Origin of the sequence: Microbacterium sp. 4NA327F11, from assembly GCF_005503465.1 — a bacterium.
Taxonomy (GTDB): Bacteria; Actinomycetota; Actinomycetes; order Actinomycetales; family Microbacteriaceae; genus Microbacterium; species Microbacterium ginsengisoli.
Genome location: NZ_SCOB01000004.1, coordinates 40,453 through 66,031 on the forward strand (window position 1 = coordinate 40,453; position 25,579 = coordinate 66,031).

The 25,579-nt window shown below is 68.9% G+C and carries 19 protein-coding genes; 5 read left to right on the forward strand and 14 right to left on the reverse strand.

From position 1 onward, the window contains the following. Positions 1–5 precede the first annotated feature (5 nt). The 10 genes from FFS51_RS03920 to FFS51_RS03965 all read right to left on the reverse strand — a co-directional run bounded on the left by FFS51_RS03920 (position 6) and on the right by FFS51_RS03965 (position 12,565). Complete coding sequence (locus FFS51_RS03920; RefSeq protein ID WP_084603832.1) at positions 6–1,589, reverse strand: SDR family oxidoreductase; 1,584 nt, start codon at positions 1,587–1,589, stop codon at positions 6–8. Positions 1,590–1,642: 53 nt separating this feature from the next. Beyond that, positions 1,643–2,986 carry a multidrug effflux MFS transporter gene (locus FFS51_RS03925; RefSeq protein ID WP_431463267.1) on the reverse strand — a complete coding sequence of 448 codons (1,344 nt, stop codon included), beginning with the start codon at positions 2,984–2,986 and terminating at the stop codon, positions 1,643–1,645. A 205-nt stretch (positions 2,987–3,191) separates the two neighbouring features. Further along, on the reverse strand, positions 3,192–4,715 hold the full coding sequence (locus FFS51_RS03930; protein WP_137877594.1) for an MFS transporter: 1,524 nt from the start codon (positions 4,713–4,715) through the stop codon (positions 3,192–3,194). Positions 4,716–4,749: 34 nt separating this feature from the next. Then, the gene (locus tag FFS51_RS03935) at positions 4,750–6,486 is read right to left on the reverse strand and encodes an amidohydrolase (protein WP_137877595.1); all 1,737 of its coding nucleotides are present in this window, start codon (positions 6,484–6,486) and stop codon (positions 4,750–4,752) included. A gap of 44 nt (positions 6,487–6,530) precedes the next feature. Beyond that, positions 6,531–7,208, reverse strand: a complete 678-nt coding sequence (locus FFS51_RS03940; RefSeq protein ID WP_056207530.1) for a GAP family protein — start codon at positions 7,206–7,208, stop codon at positions 6,531–6,533. 181 nt (positions 7,209–7,389) lie between these two features. Continuing rightward, positions 7,390–7,869, reverse strand: a complete 480-nt coding sequence (locus FFS51_RS03945; protein ID WP_212742774.1) for a hypothetical protein — start codon at positions 7,867–7,869, stop codon at positions 7,390–7,392. 323 nt (positions 7,870–8,192) lie between these two features. After that, complete coding sequence (locus FFS51_RS03950; RefSeq protein WP_137877597.1) at positions 8,193–8,732, reverse strand: hypothetical protein; 540 nt, start codon at positions 8,730–8,732, stop codon at positions 8,193–8,195. Between the two features lie 124 nt (positions 8,733–8,856). Then, positions 8,857–9,828: a carbohydrate ABC transporter permease gene (locus FFS51_RS03955; RefSeq protein ID WP_045247314.1), complete on the reverse strand. Its 972-nt coding sequence runs from the start codon at positions 9,826–9,828 to the stop codon at positions 8,857–8,859. After that, positions 9,828–11,144 (reverse strand): carbohydrate ABC transporter permease, encoded by a 1,317-nt coding sequence (locus FFS51_RS03960; protein WP_137877598.1) that lies wholly within the window; start codon positions 11,142–11,144, stop codon positions 9,828–9,830. Before FFS51_RS03960 ends, FFS51_RS03955 begins: the two co-directional genes overlap by 1 nt. 92 nt (positions 11,145–11,236) lie before the next feature. Beyond that, a complete protein-coding gene (locus FFS51_RS03965; RefSeq protein WP_045247316.1) occupies positions 11,237–12,565 on the reverse strand; it encodes an ABC transporter substrate-binding protein in 1,329 nt (442 codons plus the stop codon). Positions 12,566–12,869: 304 nt separating this feature from the next. On the opposite strand from FFS51_RS03965, the gene FFS51_RS03970 reads away from it, so the two are divergent. Beyond that, a complete protein-coding gene (locus FFS51_RS03970) occupies positions 12,870–13,886 on the forward strand; it encodes a LacI family DNA-binding transcriptional regulator (RefSeq protein ID WP_045247317.1) in 1,017 nt (338 codons plus the stop codon). A gap of 60 nt (positions 13,887–13,946) precedes the next feature. Here FFS51_RS03970 and FFS51_RS03975 read toward each other — a convergent pair whose 3' ends face one another. The 3 genes from FFS51_RS03975 to rplJ all read right to left on the reverse strand — a co-directional run bounded on the left by FFS51_RS03975 (position 13,947) and on the right by rplJ (position 20,068). Beyond that, positions 13,947–18,863, reverse strand: coding sequence for an ExeM/NucH family extracellular endonuclease (locus tag FFS51_RS03975; protein ID WP_137877653.1), 4,917 nt, complete (start codon positions 18,861–18,863; stop codon positions 13,947–13,949). 255 nt (positions 18,864–19,118) lie between these two features. Beyond that, the gene (gene rplL / locus FFS51_RS03980; protein WP_045247318.1) at positions 19,119–19,511 is read right to left on the reverse strand and encodes a 50S ribosomal protein L7/L12; all 393 of its coding nucleotides are present in this window, start codon (positions 19,509–19,511) and stop codon (positions 19,119–19,121) included. Positions 19,512–19,552: 41 nt separating this feature from the next. Beyond that, a complete protein-coding gene (gene rplJ, locus FFS51_RS03985; protein ID WP_045247319.1) occupies positions 19,553–20,068 on the reverse strand; it encodes a 50S ribosomal protein L10 in 516 nt (171 codons plus the stop codon). Positions 20,069–20,386: 318 nt separating this feature from the next. On the opposite strand from rplJ, the gene FFS51_RS03990 reads away from it, so the two are divergent. From FFS51_RS03990 to FFS51_RS04005, 4 genes are all read left to right on the forward strand, one after another. Further along, positions 20,387–21,046, forward strand: coding sequence for a YqaJ viral recombinase family protein (locus FFS51_RS03990; protein WP_137877599.1), 660 nt, complete (start codon positions 20,387–20,389; stop codon positions 21,044–21,046). Between the two features lie 241 nt (positions 21,047–21,287). After that, positions 21,288–22,904, forward strand: coding sequence for an MDR family MFS transporter (locus FFS51_RS03995; RefSeq protein ID WP_489433925.1), 1,617 nt, complete (start codon positions 21,288–21,290; stop codon positions 22,902–22,904). Next, on the forward strand, positions 22,901–23,392 hold the full coding sequence (locus FFS51_RS04000; protein WP_048809138.1) for a MarR family winged helix-turn-helix transcriptional regulator: 492 nt from the start codon (positions 22,901–22,903) through the stop codon (positions 23,390–23,392). The genes FFS51_RS03995 and FFS51_RS04000 overlap by 4 nt, the downstream gene beginning before the upstream one ends. A gap of 196 nt (positions 23,393–23,588) precedes the next feature. After that, positions 23,589–24,620, forward strand: a complete 1,032-nt coding sequence (locus tag FFS51_RS04005; RefSeq protein WP_431463268.1) for an NADP-dependent oxidoreductase — start codon at positions 23,589–23,591, stop codon at positions 24,618–24,620. A gap of 18 nt (positions 24,621–24,638) precedes the next feature. Here FFS51_RS04005 and FFS51_RS04010 read toward each other — a convergent pair whose 3' ends face one another. Continuing rightward, on the reverse strand, positions 24,639–25,532 hold the full coding sequence (locus FFS51_RS04010) for a LysR family transcriptional regulator ArgP (RefSeq protein ID WP_137877600.1): 894 nt from the start codon (positions 25,530–25,532) through the stop codon (positions 24,639–24,641). Positions 25,533–25,579 lie beyond the last annotated feature (47 nt).

Consider the following 25,579-nt stretch of genomic DNA (forward strand, 5'->3'; position numbering starts at 1 on the left):
CCGCATCATCGAGTGGTCTCGGCCTCGGCGGCGGCAGTGATGCGATTCGCCATGCCCCGGAAGATGGCGCCGTGGAACGGCAGCACCGACAGCCAGTAGAGGCGGCCCGACAGGCCCTGCGGGAAGAACACCGCCCGCTGCGTGTACCGCGCGCCGTCGCCATCGGGAGCGCAGCCGAGCTCGAGCCAGGCGAGCCCCGGCACCCGCATCTCGGCGCGCAGGCGCAGCATCCGCCCGGGCTCGACCTTCTCGACGCGCCAGAAGTCGACGACGTCGCCCTCGACGACCCGGGAGGTGCTGCGGCGGCCCCGCGCGAGGCCGACACCGCCGGCGAGCTTGTCCATCCAGCCGCGCGCCGCCCACAGCAGCGGCGACGAATACCAGCCGTTCGCGCCGCCGATGCCCTCGATCACCGACCACAGCGCCTCCGGTCGCGCCCGTGTCCGGGCCTCGCGACGATCGGTGTAGACGGTGCGACCGGCCCATTCCGGGTCGCTCGGCAGCGGATCGCTCGGCGCACCCAGCACCTCGGCGTCCTGCCAGCTCGTCTCGACGTCGTCGGCGGCGACCCGTCCGAGGGCGAGCCGCACGGCCCGGCGGTACGGCGTCAGTCCGCCGTCGGGACGAGGGATCACCGCATCGACCCGGTGGTCCTTCATGACGCAGTCGTGCTGCAGCGACTCCACGAGTGGCCGCGCGATCGACCGCGGGATCGGGGTGACGAGATTCACCCAGTGCGAGGCGAGGCCGGGGGTCAGCACGGGAAGCGCGGCGATCGCCCGCTGCGGAAGCCCCGCCTCCACCGCGTACCCGTTCATCATCTGGCCATAGCGCAGCACGTCGGGTCCGCCGATGTCGTACGCGCCGGCGGCCGCGGCATCCGCCCGCGCGGCACCCATGAGGTAGTGCAGCACGTCGCGCACCGCGATCGGCTGGATCTGATTGCGCACCCACCGCGGCGCGGGCATGTACGGCAGCACGTCGGTGAGGTGGCGCACCATCTCGAACGACGCCGAGCCCGACCCGATCACGACGCCCGCCTGCAGCGTGAACGTCGGCACCCCACTGTCCGCGAGGATCTCCCCGACCTCGGTGCGTGAGCGCAGGTGCCGCGACAGCCGGCCGTAGGGGTGCAGTCCCCCGAGATAGACGATGCGACCCACGGATGCCGCCGCCCCCGCCGCGGCGATCGTCGCGGCGGCCCGCCGGTCGAGGTCCTCGAAGTGGGTCCCGGCGCTCATGGAGTGGATGAGGTAGAAGAGCACGTCGACATCGCCGGTCGCGGCGGCCGCGGCATCCGCGTCTTCGGCGGAGCCCGGAACGACCTCGACCTGGCCTCCCCACGGGAGTGCCGCGATGCGGGCGGGGTCGCGCGCGAGCACCCGCACCCGATAGCCGGCCGCGAGCAGCCGCGGCACGAGGCGCCCGCCGATGTACCCGGATGCCCCCAGCACGAGCGCGCGCGGCGCCGTGCCGTCCGGACGGGACTCGGCCCGCAGCAGCGGTTCACGCCCGGTCGGGACTGCACGGGGATCGGGCACGCGAGGAGCACCGTCGTCGGGGGCGGCGGACGATCGGGAAGTCGTCATACGCCGACGCTACGCCGGCCGTGCCACCGGAGGTGGGGGCTTGCGCGACGCGGTCAGGGCGTGAGCTGACCGACCGTACGCGGGCGCACGACGAACCAGAGCGCCGCCACACCGATGACGCCGCACACGACCATCACGCCGGCCATCGTCGTCGCCGTGATCGGCGCACCATGCTCGACGAGTCCCGCGAGCGGCGAGATGAGACCGGCGACGCCGAAGTTCGCGGCGCCCAACAGCGATGCCGCCGTGCCGGCGGCGGCACCGTGGCGATCGAGCGCGAGCACCTGCGTGCTCGGGAAGGTGAATCCGGCAGACGTCATGAAGAAGAACAACGGGATCAGCACGCCCCACAGACCCAGCTGCAGCTGGTCGGCGACGATGATCGCGATGCCCGACAGCACCAGAGCCGCGGTGGAGAACGCGAGCACCCACTGCGGACCGAATCGAGCCGCCAGACGCGACGACACCTGCACCCCGACGACCACACCGATCGAGTTCGACGCGAAGACGAGTCCGTACTCCTGGGCGTTCAGACCGAACCCCTGCTGGAACAGGAACGGCGACGACGACAGGTAGGAGAACAGACCCGAGAACGCCATCGCCCCGATGATGAGCACACCGATGACGACGCGGTCTCCGAGCACGCGACGGTAGCGGGCGATGACGGCCCGCCCACCGGGCACGTTGCGGCGCGCGGCCGGCAGCGTCTCGGGGATGATCAGCACCGTGCACACGAGCATCACGAGCCCGTAGGCGGCCAGCACGACGAAGATGCCGCGCCACGGCATCACGGTCAACAGCGCCGAGCCCACGAGCGGGGCGAGCACGGGCGCGGTGCCCGACACCAGCGCAAGTCGGCTCAACATCATGACGAGCCGCTTGCCGCCGAAGAGGTCGCGGACGACCGCCATCGCGACGACGCCACCGGCGGCAGCGCCCATGCCCATGAACACCCGCGAGATGCCGAGCAGGAGCAGATCGGGGGCGATCGCCGCGGCGATGCTCGCAAGCACGTGCAGGGCGGTCACCACGATCAGGGGGATGCGGCGGCCGAACCTGTCGCTCAGCGGGCCGACCAGAAGCTGGCCCAGCCCGAAGCCCAGCATGGTGCCGGTGAGCGTGAGCTGGATGGCTGCCGCCGTCGTCTGGAAGTCGGCCTCGAGCACCGGGAACGCCGGCAGGTAGAGGTCGATCGTGAACGGGCCGAGCGCGGTGAGAGCGCCGAGGATGATGACGTAGAGCGCGCGTCGACGCACCGGGATGGCATCGCCGGGATGCAGCATGATCGGCGCGGTCGCGGGGTTGGCGCCGAGCGTTCGGATGGCGCCGGTGGACGAGGGTACGCGGGGCGTGGACCCGGTGGTGGGGACGACGGGGTTCGGGGCGGTGTTGAGCACGTGGGGATCTTCGTGTTCGCGGGCGGAAGGCCGGGGCCGACGGCGAGGGCCTGCTCGGCCGGACGTCACGCGTCGCGTTCGTCAGGTGGGGAAACCACGATCGAATCGATTCGGCTGAGAGTTCAAGGATAGCAACTCCCCACGTCCCGCAACGGCAGGACGGTGGCGATCCGCTCGGATCGCCCCCGTTTACTGCGTATCTGCCTCAGGCGGCGAGCTCCTTCGCCCGCTGTCCGCGCACGACGAGCGCGTATCCCGTGATGCCGACGATCAGCGCCAGCACGGCGATGCCGAGCATCAGGATGCCGAAGCCGTCCTGATAGGCGCTCACCGCGGCCTGGAACACCGCGGCATCCGGCTTCGCCCCACCCTTGGCGTAGGTGCCGACAGCCGTCAGCGCGTCGGTGATCTGCGAGCTGGACTGACCGCTCGCCCCCAGACGCGAGACGATGCCGCCGATCGTGAGCTGCGTGACGGCGACCGTTGAGATCGCCGTGCCGAGCGAGTAGAACAGCTGCCCGAAGGCGGTGCGCGAGCTCGTGACCGGTCCGTAGAACTCCGCCGGCGCCTCGCCGAGGATCAGCGTTCCGTAAGGCAGCGCCGCCGCGGTGGCTCCCAGCGCGATGAGGATGCCGGCGGGCACGAAGGCGAGCGGGCTCGTCGCGTCGCGCACGAGCGCGGCGGCGATGAATCCGGCGGCCGCGAAGATGCCGCCGAGGAGGATCGACAGCTGGCTGCTCATCCCGCGGGTCATCAGGCGGCCCAGCACGATCGCACCCACGATCGAGGTGAGCGTGATCGGCAGCTGCCAGATCGCCACCTCGCTGGGGGCCATTCCGAGCACGTACTGCCAGAAGTTCGTCAGCTGCAGGAACGATGCGGCGACGCCGAAGTTGAAGATGAAGCCCGCGCACAGGGCGGCGAGGAACAGGGGGCGACGGAAGAGCGAGACCGGGAAGAACGGGTTGCGCACCCGCGACTGCTGGAAGACGAACGACAGCAGCAGCAGCACGCCGAGCGCCATGATCGCCCAGGTGAGCGGACTGGTCAGCGAGGTCGCGAGCTGCGAGACGCCGTACAGGAAGACGACCATGCCTGCCACGATCAGCACCTGACCCCATACGTCGCGCGACTCGGTGACCGACGGGGGCGTGTTCGGCAGCAGTGCGAACGCGGCGATGATGCTCAGCGCCGAGAGCACCGGAACGAGCACGAACGCGAGGCGCCAGTCGATGCCGGCGAGGATGCCGCCGCTGAAGGTGAACAGCACGGCCGAGGCGCCCGAGACCGCCGCGAACGTCGCGACGGCGGCAGGAAGTTTTCCGGGCGCGGCGAGCACCTGGATGAAGGCGAACGCGGCGGCATAGACCGCGCCCAGTCCGATGCCGGTGATGGCCTGGCCGAGGATGTAGACGAGGGCCGTCGGCGCCGCGGCGACGACGAGCTGGCCGATGATGCCGGTCACGAGCGCGATGACGAGCATGCGGCGACGGCCGATGCGGTCGGCGAGCAGTCCGGTGGTGATCACGGATGCCGCGATCGCCAGGGTCTGCACAGAGGCGGCGAGGGCTTGATCGCCGCCGACCATGTCGAGCCCACGGCTCGCTCCGACGAGCGCGGTGCTGGCGATGTTCGGGGCGGATCCCTGTACGGCGGCGAGGACGCCGAGGAAGGGGATCGCGAGGCGCGAGGCGGTGCGGGCGGCCGTGGGAACGGTCGAGGTGGTCATGGGCGGGCTCTTTCTGTGGAGGGGAGGCGCGGGGTCAGGACTGGAAGGCGGGCGTGCCGTCGAGGTAGGTCTCGTGCACGGCGATGTCGGCCCAGCCGGCCGGGTCGCTGGTCCACGGATTGCGGTCGACCACGGCGAAGTCGGCGCGGTTGCCGACGGCGAGCGAGCCGCGGTCGTCGGCGTGGATCTGCCAGGCCGCGTGGGTCGTGATCGCGGCGAGCGCCTGCTCGGGCGTCGCGCATTCCTGGGGCGCGAGCACCGTGCCGTCCGCCTCGAGCTGGCGCAGCACCGCGGTGCGCGAGGCGTGCAGCGGCTGGACGCGGGTCACGTTGTAGTCGGAGTGCAGGCTCGGACGCAGTCCGAAGCGATAGGCGGAGGCGAGCCGATCCAGACGCTCGGCGCGCTCGGGGCCGAGGATCGTGTCGCGGAACGCGGCTCCCCAGTAGTAGACGTGGTCCATCAGGAAGCTCGGCGAGATGCCGGCCGCGGCCATGCGGGCGAGCTGGTCGTTCGTCGTCACCGACGCGTGCTCGAACCGGTGGCGGAGCGTGCGGTCGGTGCCGGGGAACAGCTGCTCGGCGGCGGTGAGCGCGAACTCCACGGCGGCGTCCCCGTTGGTGTGGATCATCAGCTGCCACCCGTCGTCGAGGCCCGCCTTCATGACATCGCGAAGGCTTTCGGGGGTCCAGTTGGCGTGGCCACCGTTGTTCTCGCCGAGGTACGGCTGCAGGAAGTAGCCGGAACGGCCCTGGTTCGACCCGTCCGCGACGAGCTTCCAGGCGTCGGCGCGCACCATGTCGTCGCCGCTGAACGGCGTCACTCCGGCCTCGCGCCACGCGGCCGCGACGGCTGCGGGGGTGTCGTATCCGGCGAGGATGGAGAACTGCGCGGTCGAGACGCGGGTCGGCAGTCGACCCGCGCCGTTGATCTGATGCAGCAGCGCGATCTCGCTGACACCGGCGATCGTGCCGGTCATGGCCTCGCGCATCGAGGTCACGCCCTGGGAGGCGAACTCGGTGAGGATCTGGCGGATGCCGCGTTCGATGCCCGCCGCATCCGGGCGCGGCAGGTTGCCGAGCAGGAGCGCGACCGCTGGAGACTCGCCGACGACGCCGGTGAGGCGCCCGTCGATGTGCTGCAGCGTGCCGCCGACGGGCTCCGGGGTCTGATCGGTGATTCCGGCCGCGGCGAACGCCGCACTGTTGGCGTACGCGAAGTGCATCGACGCGTTGAGCACCACGACGGGCCGGTCGGATGCCACGCGGTCGAGGATGTCCCTGGTCAGCACCGGCTCTCCGGGGTAGAGGCTCGGGTCGAAGAGCTTCGCGAGCAGGTACTCGCCGGGCGCGGTGCGGGCCGCGGCATCCTTCAGCGTCGCGACGACGTCGTCGAACTCGGGGCACGCGACGTGCGAGACGTCGGTCCAGTCGAGCGTCATGAGCGAGGCCCAGATGTGCGCGTGGGGCTCGATCAGGCCGGGGATGACGACTCCCTCGGGGGCGATCGTGCGGGTATCGGGGCCGGTGAGGCCGTCGACCTCGGAGCGGCTGCCGATGCCGATGATGCGCCCGCCCGAGACGGCGATGGCCTCGGCGCGGGGGGCTGTGGGGTCACCCGTGGCGATCTCACCGACGATGAGCAGGTCGGCGACGGAGCCGGCGCGGCGGGCGTCGCCGTAGCCGGCGGGGGTGAGGTTCTGACCGGCGGTCGCGATGGCGGGAGCGAGGTGGGCGCGGGTGGTCGGCGGGGCTGCGCAGCAGGCTTCGGACATGATGTGCCTTTCGATGGTCGACGAACGGATGTCGCGGGTCGGTGTCAGGAGACGAGGTGGTGGACGACCTGGGCTGCTTCGTTCGCGGCCAGGATCGCGAACAGAACGGTCATCATGACGGCGTTGTGCGCGATCATCTCCGTCTTGACGCGCTGCAGGGCGCCGATGACGCGGTCGGAGGTGCTGAGGGCGATCAGGGCGGGGACGATCAGCGCGAGCGAGCCGACGATCGCGACGACGACGCACAGCAGGATCGTGATCGGCAGCGAGCTGTGCGCATCGCCGATGAGCGCGCCGCCCTTGAGCGCGAGCGGGATGTTCTTGGTGTTGGTGATGGCCATCACGAACCCGAGTCCCGCGGCGCTGAGGGGCGTGACGTTGTCGATGGCGGCCAGCCATGAGGGCGCCTTCGCGGTCTGGCCGGGCTTCGGGCGCCCGATCCAGCTGAGCACCGCGAAGAGCGCGAAGCCGATGGTGATGATGATCGCGAAGACGAACGAGACGGTCGAGCTGCTTCCCGACGTGGAGGACGAGGAGCTGTTCGCGGAGAAGACGGCGCCGAGAGCGAGGAACACGAGCGAGACGATCGTGAACGTCGTCGTGTAGATCGGCGCGGCGGCCCGGCCGCGGGGCGCCAGCACGATGGCGACGATCGCCACGATCGGCAGCGGCGAGATCATCATGCCGACAGCGAGGGGGATGAGGTTCTGCAGCTCGTTCACGTGCGGGTTCCGTTCGATTCGCGTCGCCCGGAGGATCTCCCCGGTGCGTCTGCGATGACGGTACGTGCCCGGTTTCGGGCGTCAGGGCGGATGTTCGGCTGACACGACGCACGAAGCGCTCACGCGCGCGCGACGCCCCTTTTCGGGCGACTTTGCACGGTTCTGGGTCGGTCGTGACCGGTCAGCAGCCGGCTGCGCGGGGATTCTCGACGCAGGTCTGGCCGACCAGCGCGGTGCGCGCCTCGAGCACCTGGATCGGCGCGGTCGTTGCCTCCGGAGTCACGAGACCGTCGACCGGGATCCAGGTGACGCCGTCGAAGGATGCCTCGGCCGCGTAAGACGTCTCGAGGGTGATCGTGTACTCGCCGCGGGCGCCGTAGACGTGGCTCGTGGCCGTCGGCGTGAACTGCGGAACGCCGAGGGCCGCCCACGTCGAGCCGGCCGACACGGTGGTGCGGGAGGAACCGTCGCCGTACGTGAACAGGTGCCGGGCCGGTGTGAAACGCACCTGCGCCGGCACGTCGAAAAGTGTGCCCGCGACGACATGGGGACGCGTGCCGGTCAGAATATTCGCGGGGAGCCCGACGATCCCCACCCCGGTCGGCTCACTCGCCAGCTCGCTCGGGTCGGGCCGGAACGACGCGATATCCGCGGCGGTCACCGTCGGCACGCCCGGATCGAGCGGCTGAGCAGGGTCCAGACACATCACCAACCCGCAGTCCACCTGGTTCGAGAGGTCGCCCACTCTCTGCACCGGCGTCGCGTTCGTGTAGTTCACCGGGCCCAGGCCCGACCGATCATCAGACTGCGAGTGGCGAGGCACCCACGTCGACCCCGCATCGCCCGACGGTGCGCGCTGCTCGACGAGGTCGACCTGGGTGCCGGAATTCTTGACCGCGGACGAGCCACGTCCACCTGCCGCACCCTGACCGTCATTTTCACCTTCGCCGGCCGGTAGCGCGAGCGCCACAACAAGAGTTGGAACTACGAGCCAACGCATCCGTCGACCGTCTCCCACGACGTCACGCCGCGTACTTTGAACGTCGCGCTATCAACAAGTTCCAGCGTGGCGAGCCGCGCGGCCACCAGGGGACGGCCCTCGAGTGCGGTCGAATTCCCGGCCGAATCAAGAATGTCGGCCGTCGAGACATCGATGCAGGTACCTAGCCGGACAACGCGCTCGTCGACATATTCGAGCGGCTGGACCGTGACGATTCGGTCCGCGCCCACCAGTCGGTAACGGTCGGCATGAAGCTGCGAGAAGTTCCTTCGATCAATATCGGTGAGCGCTCCAGTCGTCATTGCGAACACAGGCTCGAACGTGGATGGATCGGCGAGGTCGACGCGATTGAACGCGTCGACATACGCCCGATACGTCGCCTCCGCCGCCGCATATGCCTCCGCCTCGCTCAAGGCCGTCGGGGTCATCGTGGGCGTGGGCGCGGGGGCGCCGCATCCGCTCATCACGACCGCGGTGAGCGCGGCGATCAACGCGATAGCGGTGCGACGGGGAGCCTGCGACATGCGCCCCAAGGTAGACGAGTACACCGGCATGACCAGGGGTTATCCACAGTCGGCGACCGTCGACGCGCGAACGACGGGCCGGTGGAGGGACCCCTCCACCGGCCCGTCGTTCCGTGCGGTCGGGTCAGCCCTTCGTCGATCCGGCGAGAAGGCCGCGCACGAAGAAGCGCTGCAGCGCGAAGAACACGATCAGCGGAACGATGATCGAGATGAATGCACCGGCGGACTGCAGGAACCACTTCGAGCCCCACGAGCCGGATAGCGAGTTCAATGTCTGTGTCAATGGCAGCGAACTCGATGGAGCGAAGATCGTCGCGACGAGCAGGTCGTTCCAGACCCAGAGGAACTGGAAGATCGCGAACGAGGCGATCGCCGGCATCGCGAGGGGCAGGATCATCCGGAAGAAGATCTGGCCGTGCCCGGCGCCATCGACGCGCGCCGCCTCGATGAGCTCCGCCGGGATCTCCGCGATGAAGTTGTGCAGCAGGAAGATCGCCAGCGGCAGGCCGAAGATCGCGTGCGCGATCCACACCGTCGCGAAGCTGTGGTCGACATCCCTCAGCTCGAAGCCGGGGAACACCGCCACTCCCCCGATCTCGAGACCCCGTGAGAACAGGCTCAGCAGCGGCACGAGCGCCATCTGGATCGGCACGATCTGTAGCGCGAAGACGAACACGAACAGGATGTTGCGGCCCTTGAAGTCGATCCAGGCGAACGCGTACGCAGCGAGCGAGGCGACCGCGATCGGAATGACCGTGGCGGGGATCGTGATCGCGAGCGAGTTGATGAACGACTGCCCGAGGGTCAGCGCCGTACCGCCCGAGGTGAGCGCCTCGAAGTAGTTGTCGAGGGTGAAGCTCGGGTTGACGAAGACCGTCCACCACCCTGTCGACTGGCTGTCGGCCCCGGGGCGGAACGAGGTGACGAACAGGCCGAACGTCGGGATCGTCCACAGGATCGCGATGAGGATCGCGATCAGAGTGGCCCGCTTCGAGGTCAGCTTCTTCTGCGCCAGGTTCTCGTTGCGGCGGGTCTCTCGCGCCGTACGGCGGGCCGCACGGGCGTCGAATGCGGGCTGGGCGTCGATGACGGCCATCAGCGCACCTCCTTCTGCTTGCGCAGCTGTCGCGCGTTGTAGATGATCAGCGGCAGCACGATGAGGAACAGCACGACGGCGAGCGCCGACGAGTGCCCGTAGCTCTGGAACCGCTGCTGCTGGTTCACCATCTCGAAACCGAGCACCGTCGAGTCCGACCGACCGCCGGTCATCACCGCCACGATGTCGTACACCTTCAGTGCGGCGATCGTCAGGGTCGTGAGCACGACGACCAGCGACGAGCGGATTCCGGGCACCGTCACGTTGATGAACCGCTGCCACGCGTTCGTGCCGTCGAGCTGCGCAGCCTCGAGCTGCTCGGTCGGCACGGCCTTGATGGCGGCGGAGAGCACGACCATGGCGAACCCGGTCTGCGTCCAGATGAACACGATGAGCAGGCAGATCGTGTTGACCAGTGGCGCCGTGTCGAGCCAGGGCACCGGCTGACCCCCGAGCCCGGTGATGATCGCGTTCAGCAGACCGATCTGGTCGCCCTGCCGATAGTCGTAGATGAACTTCCAGATGATGCCGGCACCCACGAACGAGATCGCCATCGGCATGAACACGAGCACCTTGAGGATCTTCTCGCCGCGTGCACGGTCGATGAAGGCGGCGTACGCGAGGCCGAGCGCCGTCGAGACGACCGGTGTGACGAGAGCCCAGATGAGGGTGTTGATGACCGACCAGAAGCCTTCCGGGTTCGTGAAGGTCCAGACGTAGTTGTCGAGCCCGACGAACGACTTGCCCGTCTTGTCGAAGAACGACTGGTAGATGGTGCTGATCGCCGGGTAGATCAGGCCGAGCAGAAGCAGAAGCGCTGCCGGCGTGAGGAAGATGATCAGCTGGAACAGGTAGCCCGCGCCTTCGCGAGCCCGGTAGTCCGCGAAGAACAGGAGGGCGCCGAGGCCGAGGGCGATACCCACGACCCAGAGCACGGCGTTCTGGTACGGACGCAGCAGCATGAAGGCGATCACCGGCAGCACGAAGCACGCGGCCAGTCGCAGCCAGAAGTATCCGCGCCCCGCACGGGGGGCGTACTCGATGAGCAGCAGGATGACGCCGACCACCGCGAGCGCGACGGCGAGCATGATCGGGATCTGCAGCAGCGGATTCAGGTTGCCGATCCACTGGAAGAAGCTGTTGAGCGAGAAGCCGAGCGTCGTCGGTCGGGCGTTCTCGACGTGGGGTCCTGTCACCAGCAGGACGAAAAACGCGACCACCGCCACGGCGGCGATGATCGCGATGATGGTGGCGACGCGACGCGTACCGCCCGCGCGGGGCGTCTGCGTGTTCGCGGTCATCGGATGCGACGACATCGTCTCTCCCTCGATTCAGGGCGGAAACCGCGCCGTGAGGGGATCGCTCCGAAGAGCGACCCCCTCACGGGCGGCCTGCCGCCGTCAGGCGATCAGTTGTTGTAGCCGGCCTGGATGTCGCTGAGCACCTGGTCGGTCGGCTTGCCGTCGATCCAGCTGACCATGCCCTTCCAGAAGGAGCCCGAACCCACCGTGGCGGGCATCAGGTCCGACGCGTCGAAACGCACGACCGTGTTCTGGTCCTGCAGCGTCTTCATGGCGTCGGTGAGGAACGCGCTCGAGGCGAGGCTCGGGTCGGCGCCCTTGTTGGCCGAGATCACGCCGCCGAGCTTGACGCGGGCGTTCGCGAAGTCGGGGCTCGACATGTACTCGAGAACCTTCTGCACGGCCGCCGAGTCGCTGAACGACGCGACGAACTCGCCGCCGGCCTCGACCGACTGCGCACCCTCGGTGATGCCGGGGAGGATGAACGCGTAGACGTCACCGTCGGGGGCGACCTTCGGGGTCTGACCCGAGGCGGTCTTCACGTCGAGGAAGTTCGACGAGAGGAACGACGCCTGGTGCGTCATCGCGCAGCTGCCGTCGGCGACCTTGGCGGCGACGTCGGCGAACGCGGTCGAGTTGATGCTCTTCACATCTCCGAAGCCGGCGTTGACGTACTGGGGGTTCAGGAGGATCTGACCCACCGCGTCGAACGCGCTCTTGATCGGGGCATCCGTGAACTTCACCGTGCCGGCGACCCACTGGTCGTAGACGTCGGGGCCGGACTGACGCAGGACGAGGTCCTCGATCCAGTCGGTGCCGGGCCAGCCCGACGCGTCACCCGAGGCGAAGCCGGCGCACCAGGGAGCCTGGCCGGTCTTCTGCTGGATGGTCTTGGTCAGGGTGAGCAGGTCGTCCCAGGTCTTGGGGACGGAGACGCCCCACTCCTTGAACTTCGCCGGCGAGTACCAGACGTAGCCCTTGACGTTGGCGAGCATGGGCGCGGCGTAGAACGTGCCGTCGACCGTGCCGTACGTCTTCCAGTCCTTCGACCAGTACTTGTCGACGTTGGCAGAGACGGTGTCCGACGCCTTCTTGACGTCGCCCGTGCCGACCAGGGTCTTCAGCAGACCCGGCTGGGGCACGATGGCGATGTCGGGCGCCGAGCCACCGGTCACCTTGGTGACGATGTTTCCCTCGAAGCTCTTGTCGCCGGTGTACTCGACCTTGATGCCGGTGTCGGCGGTGAACTGCGTGAAGGACTGGTTCAGCAGGTCGGCCTCCGACCCGGTGATCCCGCCCGAGATCTTGACGGTCTGACCCGACAGATCGCTGGAGCTGCTGCTGGGGCTGCCCTCGGCGCACCCGACCAGACCGAGCCCGAGGGCTCCGATCAGTGCGACCGGCGCTAGGACGTGGCGCCGCTGCAGTGTTGCCATGTGATTCCTCCTCCTTGAGTGCACGGAATTCTTCCGTCTCACATACCGATTCCCCCGGAACCGGTTCCACAGCACCGTATTCGAAGTTCAAGCGATCCACAACCAGCGCCGGTCACGAATCCATAAACCCCACTATTCGTGCGGTGATTCCAGGTTCTGGTGCTCATATCGCGCCGATTTCCCTTTTGTGAATCGCCGTCCCATGTGGAACCGGTTCCCTAAAGTTTCTGTGATCATCTAGACTGCGACGGAAAGTCCCGCGACCACCGGTCGCACGAACCCGTCGACGATGAAGGGATCGAGAGTGAGCGGCATCGCCGACGTCGCCCGCCTGGCCGGGGTCTCCAAGTCCACTGCGAGCCGCGCGCTCAGCGGGGGCGGCTATGTCTCCGAGGAGACGCGCAAGAAGGTGACGGATGCCGCCACCACTCTGGGCTACGTGGCATCCGCCAACGCCGCCGGCCTCGCAACGGGTCGCACGCGCACGATCGCCGTCATCGTGCCGAGGGTCAACCGGTGGTACTTCGGCTCGATGATCGAGGGCATCACCCGCGCGCTCATCCCGGCCGGCTACGACCTGACGCTCTACGTCGCTGAGCCCGCGTCTCAGGATCGCGAGAGCATGTACCGCTTCTTCCTGGCCCGGAAACGATTCGACGGCGTGCTCGCGGTGGCACTCGAACCCGACGACGACGACATCGAGAAGCTGATCGGCATCGGCAAGCCGACCCTGTGCGTGGGCAACGGGCTCAACGGAATTCCGACGATCGGCATCGACAACATCGCGATCGGGCGGATGATCACGCAGCACCTGATCACGCTCGGCCACCGCGAGATCGCCTTCCTCGGGGTGACGCCCTACGACTCCCCCCGCGCACGCGATGTCGCGGACCGGTGCATCGGCTACGAGCAGGCGATGAGACAGGCCGGGCTCGAGGCATCCATGCGCTCGACGCCCTCGACCCTCACCGTGACGGACGGCTACGCGGCCGCCGTGCCGCTGCTGGCCGACATGGAGTCGCGCCCCACGGCGATCGTCGCGGCGTGCGACGAGATCGCGATCGGTGCGATCATCGCGGCGCGCCGACTGGGCGTGCCCGTGCCGGGCCAGCTGAGCGTCGTCGGCGTCGACGGCCACGACTACGCCGAGATGTTCGGACTCACCACGATCGTGCAGCACCCCGAGGAGCTCGGCGAGCTCGCCGCGCGCACCCTGCTCTCGCTCATCGACGGCGACACGGACGTGCCCGACCGGCTGCAACTGCCGACGCGGCTCGTGGTGCGATCCTCGACGACGGCGCCCGCGACCTCCGGCGCCTGAGCGCAGACGACGCTGCCCGCCCCCGGCGAACCGGGGACGGGCAGCGCGATGGCGGATGCCTCAGCTGCGACGGTTGCGCACCGTCATCCGTGCGGCGGCGCCGGCCCCGAGGAGCAAGACGCCTGCCCACAGCAGCCACTGCAGATCCTGACCGCCGGTGCGCGGCAGAGCCGCGAGCGACGGGTCGGCGATCGTCACGGCCTGCCAGCCGATGACGTTCCCGTCAGCGTCCTGGACGACCAGACTGTGGGCGCCGGAGACCCCCGCGGGGATGGTGACGGTGACGTAACCGCTCGCATCGACGAGGAACCACGTGCCGATGCGCACCGGGGTGGAGTGCACCCACACCGTGACCCACTCGCCGGCGAGCTCGACGCCGACGTAGATCTTCACCGCATCCCCGACGGAGGGAGTGGTGTCGCTCGCGGAGATCTTGCCCTCGAGCGCGGCGGTCAGCGCGGCATCCGGGACGGGGAGCGGGATGATCGACGGCGGAGTGGTGCCGGGGACCTCCGTTCCGGGTCCCGTGCCGGGCAGGCCCGTGCCGTTCGAGACCGTGAGCGGCACGGTGACCTTGGTTCCCGATGCCGGTGAGGTGAGCACCACGGACGTCGACGCCGGAGCATCGAGCGGAACCGTGAACGACACCGTGGCGGTCCCGTTGACGAACGCGACCGGCGTGAACGTCGCCGCGCTGCCGGCGACCGCGTACTCCAGCGTGGTGTTCAGCGGCGAGCCGAGCGACGTCATGTCGATCGCGGACACCGTGAACGACACCTGGTCGCCTGCCGAGACCGCAGTGGTCGGCGCACCGAGAACCTGCGCCGAACGGCTGGCGAAGTCCGGCGAGACCGGCTGATGCGTCTCGAGGTAGCTGATCCACGCGTCACGGTCGATCAGACCCGAGTCGCGCGTGTTCGTGCCCTGCGCGAAGGTGCGGAAGTTGTCGCCGCCCTGCAGCAGGAAGTTGAACGAACCGATGCGGTACGAGGCCGCGAGGTCGATCGGCTTGCCGTCGATCCAGATTCCCGTGATGTGGCTGCCCCGCGCCGCGGTCGCGTCGAACGTGTACGAGACGTTCTTCGACAGCCCGAGCTGGAGGTAGGAACGCGACGGGATCGTGCCGTCGGCGTTGGTCTGCCACTGCTCCTCGAGCACGGCCTTGAACTGCGCGCCAGTGAGGCTCGTCGTCCAGAGGTTGTTCACGAAGGGGAGCACCGCATTCGCCTCGGCGTAGGTGATCGTGCCATCCGGAGCGTAGAAGAGCTCGGCGCGCAGACCGCCGGGGTTGACCACACCGATCTCGGCGCCGCCGCGATCGGCCGAGCCGAGCGAGGCGACGAGAGAGTCGGCCACGAGGTTTCCGATCGTGGACTGGCCGGCACGGTTGTCGCGGGCGGTGGCGCCTGCGTACTTCCCGTCGACGTAGCTGCCACCGGTGTACGACGTCGTGATGTCCGCCGTGACCGATCCCTTCGGCTGGTTGCCGATGGCCGCCGCGCTCGCGAGTGCAGCGTTCGTGATCGCGCTGACCTCGGCCACCCGGGGGTAGGTCGAGATCAGCGTGGCCGCCGGGGTGGTCGAGCGGGCGATGTTGCGTGCCGTGTAGCCGAGCACGTCATGGGACGCGCCGTCGATCGAGAGTACGACCTGTCCGAGGTTCTCGCCGTAGTTGCCGGTCTGAACGATGGGGCGGGTCTTGCCTTCGACACCCGGGACCGGGGCATCCCACACGTACTGCTTGTGGGTGTGGCCGGTGAAGATGACGTCGACGCTGGACGAGGTCTTCGTCACGATGTCCGCGAACGCACCGCCGGCCGCGACCTCCTGGTCAAGCGTCGCCTTCTCCGGGGTTCCCGCGCCCGCTCCCTCGTGGTACTCGGCGACGATCACGTCGACCGTGCCGGCGAGTTCCGCCGCGACGCGGTTCACGGCCGCGACCGGGTCACCGAAGGTGAGTCCGGTGATGCCGCCGGGAGCGACCAGGCTCGGGGTCTCCTGCGTGATGACGCCGATGACCGCGACCTTCAGGCCACCCGCGTCGACGATGGTGTACTCGGGAAGCGCCGGCTCGCTGGTGCCCGCCTTGTAGACGTTGGCGCCGAGATACGGGAAGTCCGCCGCATCCTGCACGCGAGCGGAGAGGTCGGCGTAGCCGCGGTCGAACTCGTGGTTGCCCACAGCCGACGCCGCCAGGTCGAGCGCGTTGAGCACGTCGAGGGTCGGCTTGTCCTCGGCGACCGCGGAGGCGAACAGCGAGGCACCGATGTTGTCACCGGCCGACAGCAGGAGGGTGTTGCCTTCGCCGTAGGCGGCGCGCTGCTCCTCGACGGTTCCCGCGAACGCGACGGTGTTGCCGTCGATGCGCCCGTGGAAGTCGTTGATGTTGAGGAGGTTGAGCTCGATCTTGTGCGACAGCGTCACACCCACCACGAGCGGGTCGTGGTCGCTCGATCGGAATGCGTCGGCACGGTAGAAGTCGGTCGCGTTGTAGTTGTAGCGGCTGTACTCCAGCGCCACGGACTCACCTGCGTTGATGTTCCACACGTGCGCACCCGTGACCGCGGCCTGAGCCGACGGCGACGCGAAGATGTGGTCGAGCGAACCCGACTGGCCGCTGAACGAGTACGTGTACTCCTCGGCGCCCTGCTGGATGTAACCCGCGTCGGTGATGACCTTGATCGGGTCTTCCTGGCTGTAGGAGTTGAAATCGCCCAGCAGGAAGACCTTGTCGGTGCCGACGGACGTCTTCAGCCCATCGGCGAACGCCACGAGCGCGTGCGCCTGAGCCACACGCGATGCGTTGCTCGCACCCTGGCCGTCGCCCTGGTCCGCGTCCGCGCCCGTTCCCGACCCCTTCGACTTGAAGTGGTTCACGATGGCGATGAACTGCGCAGAGGTGCCGTCGGCCGCCGTGAAGGCCTGGGCGAGCGGTTGGCGCGCGTTCGAGAAGGCGCTGTCGTTGAGCACGACGGAGGCGCCGACCGGCTTGACCAGCGATGCCTTGTAGATGAACGCCGTGCGGATGACATCCTGCTGGTCGAGCGGCAGGAGCGCATCGGCTGCCGGCGACGGCACGAACGACCACTGCTCGGATCCGAGGGCGCTGTTCAACGCGTTCACGAGCGTCGAGAGCGCGGAATCCCGGTCCTTACCGAACTTGGACGAGTTCTCGATCTCCTCGAGCGAGACCACGTCGGCGCCCAGCCCGTTGATCGCCGCGACGATCTTGTCCTGCTGACGCTTCAGGTTCGCTGCGTCGGCGGCGCCGCGCGGGCCCGATCCCGAGCAGGTGTTCACCGTCACGTTGTTGCCCGCGCGATCGGTGTAGAACGAGCAGGTGTTGCCGGCGGCGACATAGTCGGCGCCCGTGGTGGTGAAGTAGTTGAGCACGTTGAAGCTGGCGAGCTGGATGTCGCCGCCGACGTTCGGTGCGCTCGTGGGACGCCCGTCCGCGATGGCCACGAACGAGGTGTCTCCCCCCGCCAGGAGCTGCGCGGTGGGCTGGAACTTCCAGGTGCTGTTGCGATAGTCGAGCACGACAGGCTTCGCAAACGTGACCGGAGCGCCGACGGTGATGTCGTGATCGCTCAGGTACGGGAGCGCGATGCTCTTGTTCGCGGAGCTGAGGAAGTTGATGGATGCCCCGTCGTCGAGCGTCACACCGCGGGCGGCGTTGTCCGCCACGGCCTGCGCGTACGCGGCGGTGCCGGGTCGGGCGATCTCCGTCGGCGTGATCAGCGGGGTGGTGCCGGTTGCCAGACCGATCTCGGCGTACTGGTTCGTCGAGTAGGTGTTGGTGACGGTGTAGTCGCCCTGGGGAAGGATCAGCATGCCCTCGAGCGACTCGCGCTGCTGGTCGGTCGCGGGGAAGGCGACAGTCGCAGCCGCGACGGGCGCCGGCGCCGTCTCGGACAAGACCGTCGTGCCATTGGCGGTGCCGTTGATCTCGGTGAGCCCCTGGTACTCGGTCACGCTTCCGGTGACCTCGACGTACTGGCCTACGGAGACCTTCGCCGTCGCGGCCGAGCCGAAGACGAAGACCGCATCGGATGCGGTGTGGGTGCCCAAGTCGATGGCGCCGCCGGTGCCGGGGGTCTGGATGTAGAACCCGTTGAAGCCGCCGGTCGGGTAGGCCGCGGTCACGACTCCGCGGGTGGTGACGGTCTGACCGGAGAGCGGTGAGGTGTCGCCGGTGCCCTGGATCGCGGAGATCGGCGTGATCTCACCCGGCGCCGTGGTGGGCGACATGGTGGGCGTCGGCGTGCTCGATGCGGTCGGCGAGGGCGAGGCGCTGGGAGAGTCGGTCGGGTTCGGCGTGCTGCCCGAGCCGGAGTTCTGGGGGGTGACGGTCGTGGTGACCGTGAAGTCCGTGGAGTTGTCGTCGGTGTCGACGAAGCCCGTGCGCGTCAAGGCGTTGGGCGTGGTGTTGCCGCCGGCGTCGGGGGCGGCCTTGGTCTCGAACGTGTTGCCGCTGCCGTAGCCGAGGAGGTCCACGACGCCCGGGGTGCCGAGCACCGAGCCCGGGGTGAGGGTGAGGGGGGAGGACTGGTCGGAGAGCCAGAGCACGCCGTTCTGTCCACCGGGGTTGAAGCTCGTCACCTGATCGGGCGTGGGCAGCGCGACGCCGTTGGCGCCGTTCGAGGCGGCCTGCACGAGGAAGTACGAACCCGGGTTGATCGTGCCCGAGAGGGTGACCGTCGTCGCCGCGCCGGTGCCGGACGCGGACCGGTACTGGAGCGACCAACCGGTCAGGTTCTGCGCGGTCCCCCCGGCGTTGTAGAGCTCGATGAACTTGTTGGTGAAGGGCGCGCCGGCGCTGCCGCCCTTGAGGTAGGCCTCGTTGATGATGACGTCGGCCGGGGCGGGTTCTGCCGCCGAGGCCGCGAGCGCCGTGCCGGGCGCTGCGATGCCGATGAGGAGAGATGCGCCCGCGATGACGGCGAGCGCTCTCCTGCGTGGCTGGGAAATAGACATGAGTCTCCTAGTTCAGGGCTGAGAGCAACCCTGTGAGGCTAGGAGACGGAATGTTGATGGGGGCGACAGTTGTGTGACGCGCAGGTAAACGCTCCATGAGAATTTTCTCACGGAGGATCCTTCACTTAAACATAAGAAATGTTCAGATAACCGGCGAATTGCGCAGCATGGTCGTTCTCGGAGGGGCATTGCGCGCAGAAATGACGAAGGCCCCCGGCGCAGTGCCGGGGGCCTTCGGAGCTGAGAGCAGCGGGATTACTTGAGGGTAACCGTCGCGCCGGCCTCTTCGAGAGCGGCCTTCGCCTTGTCGGCGGCCTCCTTGTTGGCGCCCTCGATGACGGCCTTGGGGGCGCCATCGACAACAGCCTTGGCCTCGCCGAGGCCGAGCGAGGTGAGCTCGCGGACGACCTTGATGACCTGGATCTTCTTGTCGCCGGCAGCCTCGAGGATGACGTCGAACGAGTCCTTCTCCTCGACCTCCTCGGCGGCACCACCGGCGCCACCGGCGGCCGGAGCGGCCGCGACGGCGACCGGAGCGGCGGCGGTGACCTCGAAGGTCTCCTCGAACTTCTTGACGAACTCGCTGAGCTCGATGAGCGTGAGCTCCTTGAAGGCGTCGAGCAGCTCCTCAGTGCTGAGCTTTGCCATGATGTTTCTCCTTGATTGGGGTTTGTCCACCGCGGGCCGACTCAGGCCGCGGACTCCTGCTTCTCACGCAGCGCGTCGACCGTGCGAACGGCCTTCGACAGCGGGGCGTTGAAGAGATAAGCGGCACCGAACAGCGAGGCCTTCATCGCACCGGCGAGCTTCGCCAGCAGGACTTCACGGCTCTCGAGGTCGGCCAACTTGTTGACCTCGTCCGCACTCAGGGGGGCACCGTCGAAGTAGCCGCCCTTGATCACGAGAAGAGGGTGTGCCTTGGCGAAGGCGCGCAGGCCCTTCGCGACGGCGACCGGGTCACCGTGCACGAAGGCGATGGCCGAAGGACCGGCAAAGTCCTCGTCCAGCTCCGTGATCCCCGCGTTGTTCGCGGCGATCTTGGACAGCGTGTTCTTCACCACGGCGTACTCCGCGTCCTGACGGATGGTGTTGCGGAGCTCCTTGAGCTCGGCAACCGTCAGACCGCGGTACTCGGTGAGCAGTACGGCAGTCGAGTCCTCGAAATTCTTCGTGAGCTCGGCGACCGTCGCTTCCTTCTGCGCCATGGCCACTCCTTGTATCCACGTGACGATCCGCGATGGCGGATCGCCGGCCTCAGACCTTCCCGGCAACGAAAAAAGCTCCGGCGCAAGCGCACGGAGCTTCACATGCCCGATGATCGGGAGTTCGTTCGTACACCTGCGCGGGCCCCTGCGTTGCAGAGCTTCGATCGACCTGCGCTCTCGCGCACGACGATGACCGGCGGTCTTCGGCTTGACATCAGCATACGGGATGCCGCTGCCCCCGCCAAACCGCGCCCCGACGCTCGCGTGCAGGCATGTCGCGACCGACGGCTGTCCCGGCCCGGACGTAGGGTCGAACACGTGACACCCGAACTGGCCGCACGCATCGTCGCGGATTCCCGCGATCGCGTGGCCTGGGTGCGGGCGCGGTCCCGCGGCATCACGGCGACGGATGTCGCGGCCCTGTCATCTGCGGCATCCATCTCGCGAGCTGCCGACGCGAAACTGCAGGGCCAGCGCTTCTCCGGCAACGCCTACACGGACCACGGCCGGCGACGCGAGCCGGAGATCGCCGCCTGGGTGGCGGCGACCCACGGCATCCAGCCCTCGACGGCCCTCTTCCACGCGGTTGTCGAGCCGCGGCACCTCGCGACCCCCGACGGCATCGGCATCGACGACCGCGGCCGCATCACCCTCGCCGAGATCAAGACGACCAATAAGTCGTGGAAGTCGATTCCGCGCACCTACCTGCGTCAGGTGTGGTGGCAGCAGCACGTGCTGGGAGCCGAGCGCACCCTCGTCGCGTGGGAGCAGCACGACGGCTTCGTGCCGGTCGGCGACGAGCCGCGCTGCGCCTGGGTCGAGCGCGACGACATCGAGATCGCGAAGCTCGTGCGGCTGGCGACCTCCCTCATCGACGAGCTCTATCGCCGCACGACGCTGGCGCGCACCGGCTCGGATGCCGCGGCCGCACCCGCGGCTCGTCGCGAGGCGTTCCGGGCGCTCGCGCTCTCGGACTGAGCCCGGCACGCACTCCCCCGCCACGGCGGGGTCTTCAGCGCGCCCGCCCAAAGTAGTTGACACAGCGCAACGAGATTCATATAGTTGCTCTCAGTCAACTTTTGCGCCGACGGTGTCGCACTCCCCACCCGCACAGGAAGGCCCCGTCTTGGCCACCATCACCTCTCCGGTTCCGACCGTCGCAGAGACATCGCGCTCCCCCCGACAGGTCATCGAGGCGCTCATCGGGCTGCTGCTCGGCATGTTCGTCTCGATGCTCGCCTCGACGGTCGTCTCGACCTCGCTGCCGGTCATCGTGCACGACCTCTCGGGCGATCAGGCCGCCTACACCTGGGTGGTCACCGCGACGCTGCTCACCACCGCGATCTCCACGCCGGTGTGGGGCAAGCTCGCCGACCTGATGAACCGCAAGGTGCTCTTCCAGGTGTCGATCCTGATCTTCGTGCTGGCGACCGCCGCCGCCGGCTTCTCGCAGAACCCGGGCATGCTCATCGCCTTCCGTGCCGTGCAGGGTCTCGGCGCCGGCGGCCTCGCCGCCTTGAGCCAGGTCATCATGGCCGACATCATCAGCCCGCGCGAGCGCGGGCGCTACATGGGCCTGTTCGGCGCGGTCATGGCCGTCGCCACGGTCGGCGGCCCGCTCCTCGGCGGCGTCATCACGGACGCCTGGGGCTGGCGCTGGAACTTCTTCGTCGCCCTCCCCTTCGCCGTGGCCGCCCTGTTCATCGTGCAGCGCACGCTGCACCTGCCGGCACGCGAGTCGACGCGCGCACGCATCGATTACCTCGGCATCGCGCTGCTCTCCACGGCCGTCTCGCTGCTGCTGATCTGGGTCACCAATGCCGGCACGTCGTACGACTGGTGGAGCCTGCCGACCCTGCTCATGGTGGGCGGCGCCGTCGTGGCCGCGGTGCTCTTCGTCGTGACCGAACTGCTCGTCGCCGAGCCGCTCGTGCCGCTCACGCTCTTCCGCAACCGCACCTTCTCGCTCGCCGTCGTCGCGTCGATCGCCACCGGCATCGCGATGTTCGGGGCATCCGTCTTCCTCGCCCAGTACATGCAGCTGGCGCGCGGCGCGACCCCGACCGAGGCGGGGCTCATGACGATCCCGCTGATCGCCGGCCTCTTGCTGGCGTCCGTCGGCGTCGGACAGCTCATCAGCCGCTTCGGCCGCTGGAAGCCGTACCTCGTCGTGGGCGGCGTGCTGCTCGTGGCGGGCTCGTACCTGCTGTCGACCATCTCGTACGACACCAACTTCGTCGTGGTCTCGGTCTACATGTTCCTGCTCGGGGCGGGCGTCGGCATGACGATGCAGAACCTCGTGCTGGTCGTGCAGAACACCGCCGACCCGTCGCAGATCGGCGTCTCGAGCTCGGGGGTCACGTTCTTCCGCAGCCTCGGCGGCACGATCGGCGTCTCGGTCATGGGTGCCGCTCTCGCCGCGAAGGTCGCGGAACTGGTCACCGCGCGGGCCGCCGACATCGGCGCCGCCCTGCACGCCCTCGGAGCCCAAGGCACCCAGCTCGCCCAGCAGCTGCAGAGCGGCACGATTCCTCAGGTCTCGACGCTGCCCGACGGCATCCGCCAGATCTTCGAGGACGTCTACGCGCAGGGCATCTCGCACTCGTTCCTGATCGCGGTGCCGTTCGCGATCATCAGCGTGCTGGCGATCGTGTTCCTGCCCAACAAGCCGCTCACCCGCATGACCAACAGTGAGCGGGCCGCGGCATCCGAAGCCGACCTCGCCACGGTCACCGTCGCCGAGGCGATGGATGTGCTGGCGCCCGCGACCAACGATGACGCGGATGCCGCGGCCGCAGCAGACTCACACGCATCGCGCGGTACGGTGTCCCGGTGATCTCCGAGGCGAGTGCTGCACCGGCGCCTGACGAGACGGCCGACCCCGTCCGTCAGGCGGCGGTGCGCGGCCTGGAAGGAGCGTTCGCGGAGCTTGCGAGCGAGTTCCGCCGCTACTACGCCGCACTCGCCGAGGCCGCGAGCCCCGGAATGCTGCCGGGCACGTTCAAGATCCTCTCGGTGATCTCCCGCGGCGGCCCCGTCACCGCCTCGACCCTCGCCGAGCGGCTGGTGGCCGACAAGGGCATGATCAGCCGCCAGGTCGGCGAGCTGGAAGAGCTCGGACTCATCCAGCGCACACCCGATCCGCACGACGGACGGGTGCGGGTGATCTCGGTCACCCCGCTCGGCGCAGAGCGCATCGAGACCGCTCGCGGCCCCCTCGAAGGCCGCCTGTTCTCCGCCCTCAGCGACTGGCCGCTCGAGTCGATCGAGAAGCTGACCGAACTGCTGCACGCCCTCGCCTCGGGCGAGGTCCCCGAGGCCTGAGCCCCGCCGGGCGCGCGGCGCCGGAGGCGTGACGCGCCGGCGGACGGGAGGCCCTGTGACGCACCCAGGAGGGTCCGAGGGCACCTTCTCCACCCGGTAGCACCGCCGTAACACCGATGAGACATTGCCGCGCTTGACTGAAGGCTCCAAGGGCAGTGTGCTGCCGACGATGACACACACGGGGGAAGGAGCGACCTTGAGATTCAGGCCGCTGCGCGCCGCGCACTCCGCGACATCCGTCGCGACGAGTGGATTCACCGCTCCATCGACCATGCGTGCCGTCGTCTTCGACGAGACCGGCGCCCCCGACGTTCTGCATGTCGCCGACGTGCCGGTGCCGAGCCCCGTGCTCAGCGAGGTGCTCGTGCGGGTCGTCGCCGCCGGCATCAACCCCATCGACGCGAAGACCCGCGCCGGCGCGGGTGTCTCTGGCGCCGTGCCGTCCCTGCCCTCGACGCTCGGCTTCGACCTCAGCGGGATCGTGGTCGCGTCTCCGTTCGAGGCGCACCCCTTCCCGCCCGGCACCGAGGTGTTCGGCACCGTCGCCTTCCCGCGCACGGGTGGCTCGTACGCCGAGTACGCGGTCGTGCCGACCCTCTCGCTCGCGCGCAAGCCCACCACGCTGTCGCACGCCGAAGCCGCGGCCGTACCGCTCGCGGCGCTCACCGCGTGGGGGCTCGTGGTCGAGACGGCGCACGCGCACGAGGGGCAGAGCATCCTCATCCATGCCGGCTCCGGAGGAGTCGGCCACTTCGCCGTGCAGCTGGCCGCGTACTTCGGCGCACGGGTGACGACGACGGCGTCTGCCGGCAACGCGCAGTGGCTGCGCGAACTCGGCGCGGCCGAGGTGATCGACTACCGCTCGACCCGCTTCGAAGACGTCCTCACCGAGGTCGACGTCGTGATCGACCTCGTCGGCAACGCCGCGGACGACACCGGCACCCGGTCGCTACAGGTGCTGCGCCCCGGCGGACTGTACGTGCTCGTGCCGACCGGATCGTGGCCGGGCTACGCCGAGGCGGCGCGGGCCGCGGGTGTGCGCGCGACGAGCTACAAGTACATCCCCGACGGCGATGTGCTCGCCACGATCGCCCGCCTGCTCGACTCCCGGTCGATCCAGGTCTACGTCGACAAGGTGTACGAGCTGACCGACGCGGCCGCTGCGCACACCTCGCTCGAGCAGGGTCACACGCGCGGCAAGACCGTGCTGCAGGTCGGCGAGGCCTGACCGCGGCTCGCCCCGGGGTCAGGGCGAGTCGAGGGCTACGGATGCCGCGGCTCGCACCCGTGCCGTGAGCGCGTCGACGAGTGGCGAGCGCAGATTCCAGTGCTGCCAGTACAGCGGCACCCGTGCGGGCGCCCCGCCGAGGGCCACGAGTCGACCATCGGCCAGGGCATCGCCGCTCTGCGACCGGGGCAGGAGCCCCCAGCCCATCCCCGAGGTGATCGCGCGCGCGAACTCCACCGACGCCGGCACGTAGTGCCGGGGCGGGCGTGCCGGGTCCGCCCCGTGCTCCTCGAGCCACCGCGTCTGCAGATCGTCACGCCGGTCGAAGTCGACGACCGGCGCGCGCTCGAGCGTCTCGCGCGTCGCCGCCCCGCCTGCGAACCAGCGCTCCGCGAAGGTACGCTCGGCGACGGCCTCGTAGACCATCGTGCCCAGCGGGAGGGAGCGGCATCCGCTCACCGGCGCCCGTCGCGTGGTGACGGCCGCCAGCACGGCCCCCTCGGCGAGCAGATCGGCCGTGTCGTCCTCGTCAGCGCGTCGCAGGTCGACGACGACAGGATTCGTCGTGGTGAGCTCGACGAGCGCCGGCAGCAGCCAGGTCGCGAGCGAGTCGGCGTTCACCGCGATCGCCACGCTGGTGGTCGCGGCACCGTCGACACCGAGCTCATCGAGCGCGTCGTGCTCGAGCAGCGTGACCTCGCGCGCCCAGCGCACCACGCTCTGACCGGCCGGGGTCGCCCGCGCCGGTCGTCCCCGCACGAGCAGCACCTGCCCGAGCTGGGCCTCGAGCGCCGAGATGCGCTGGCTGACCGCGGACGGGGTGATGCGCAGGCGGCGGGCCGCGGCATCCATCGTCCCCTCCTCGACCACGACGGCCAGGGTCTCGGCGTGCGACAGCGGGAGACGGGCCATCAGTTCTCCTTATGCAGCGACAGATACATGAGCTGGCGTGAAGTCTA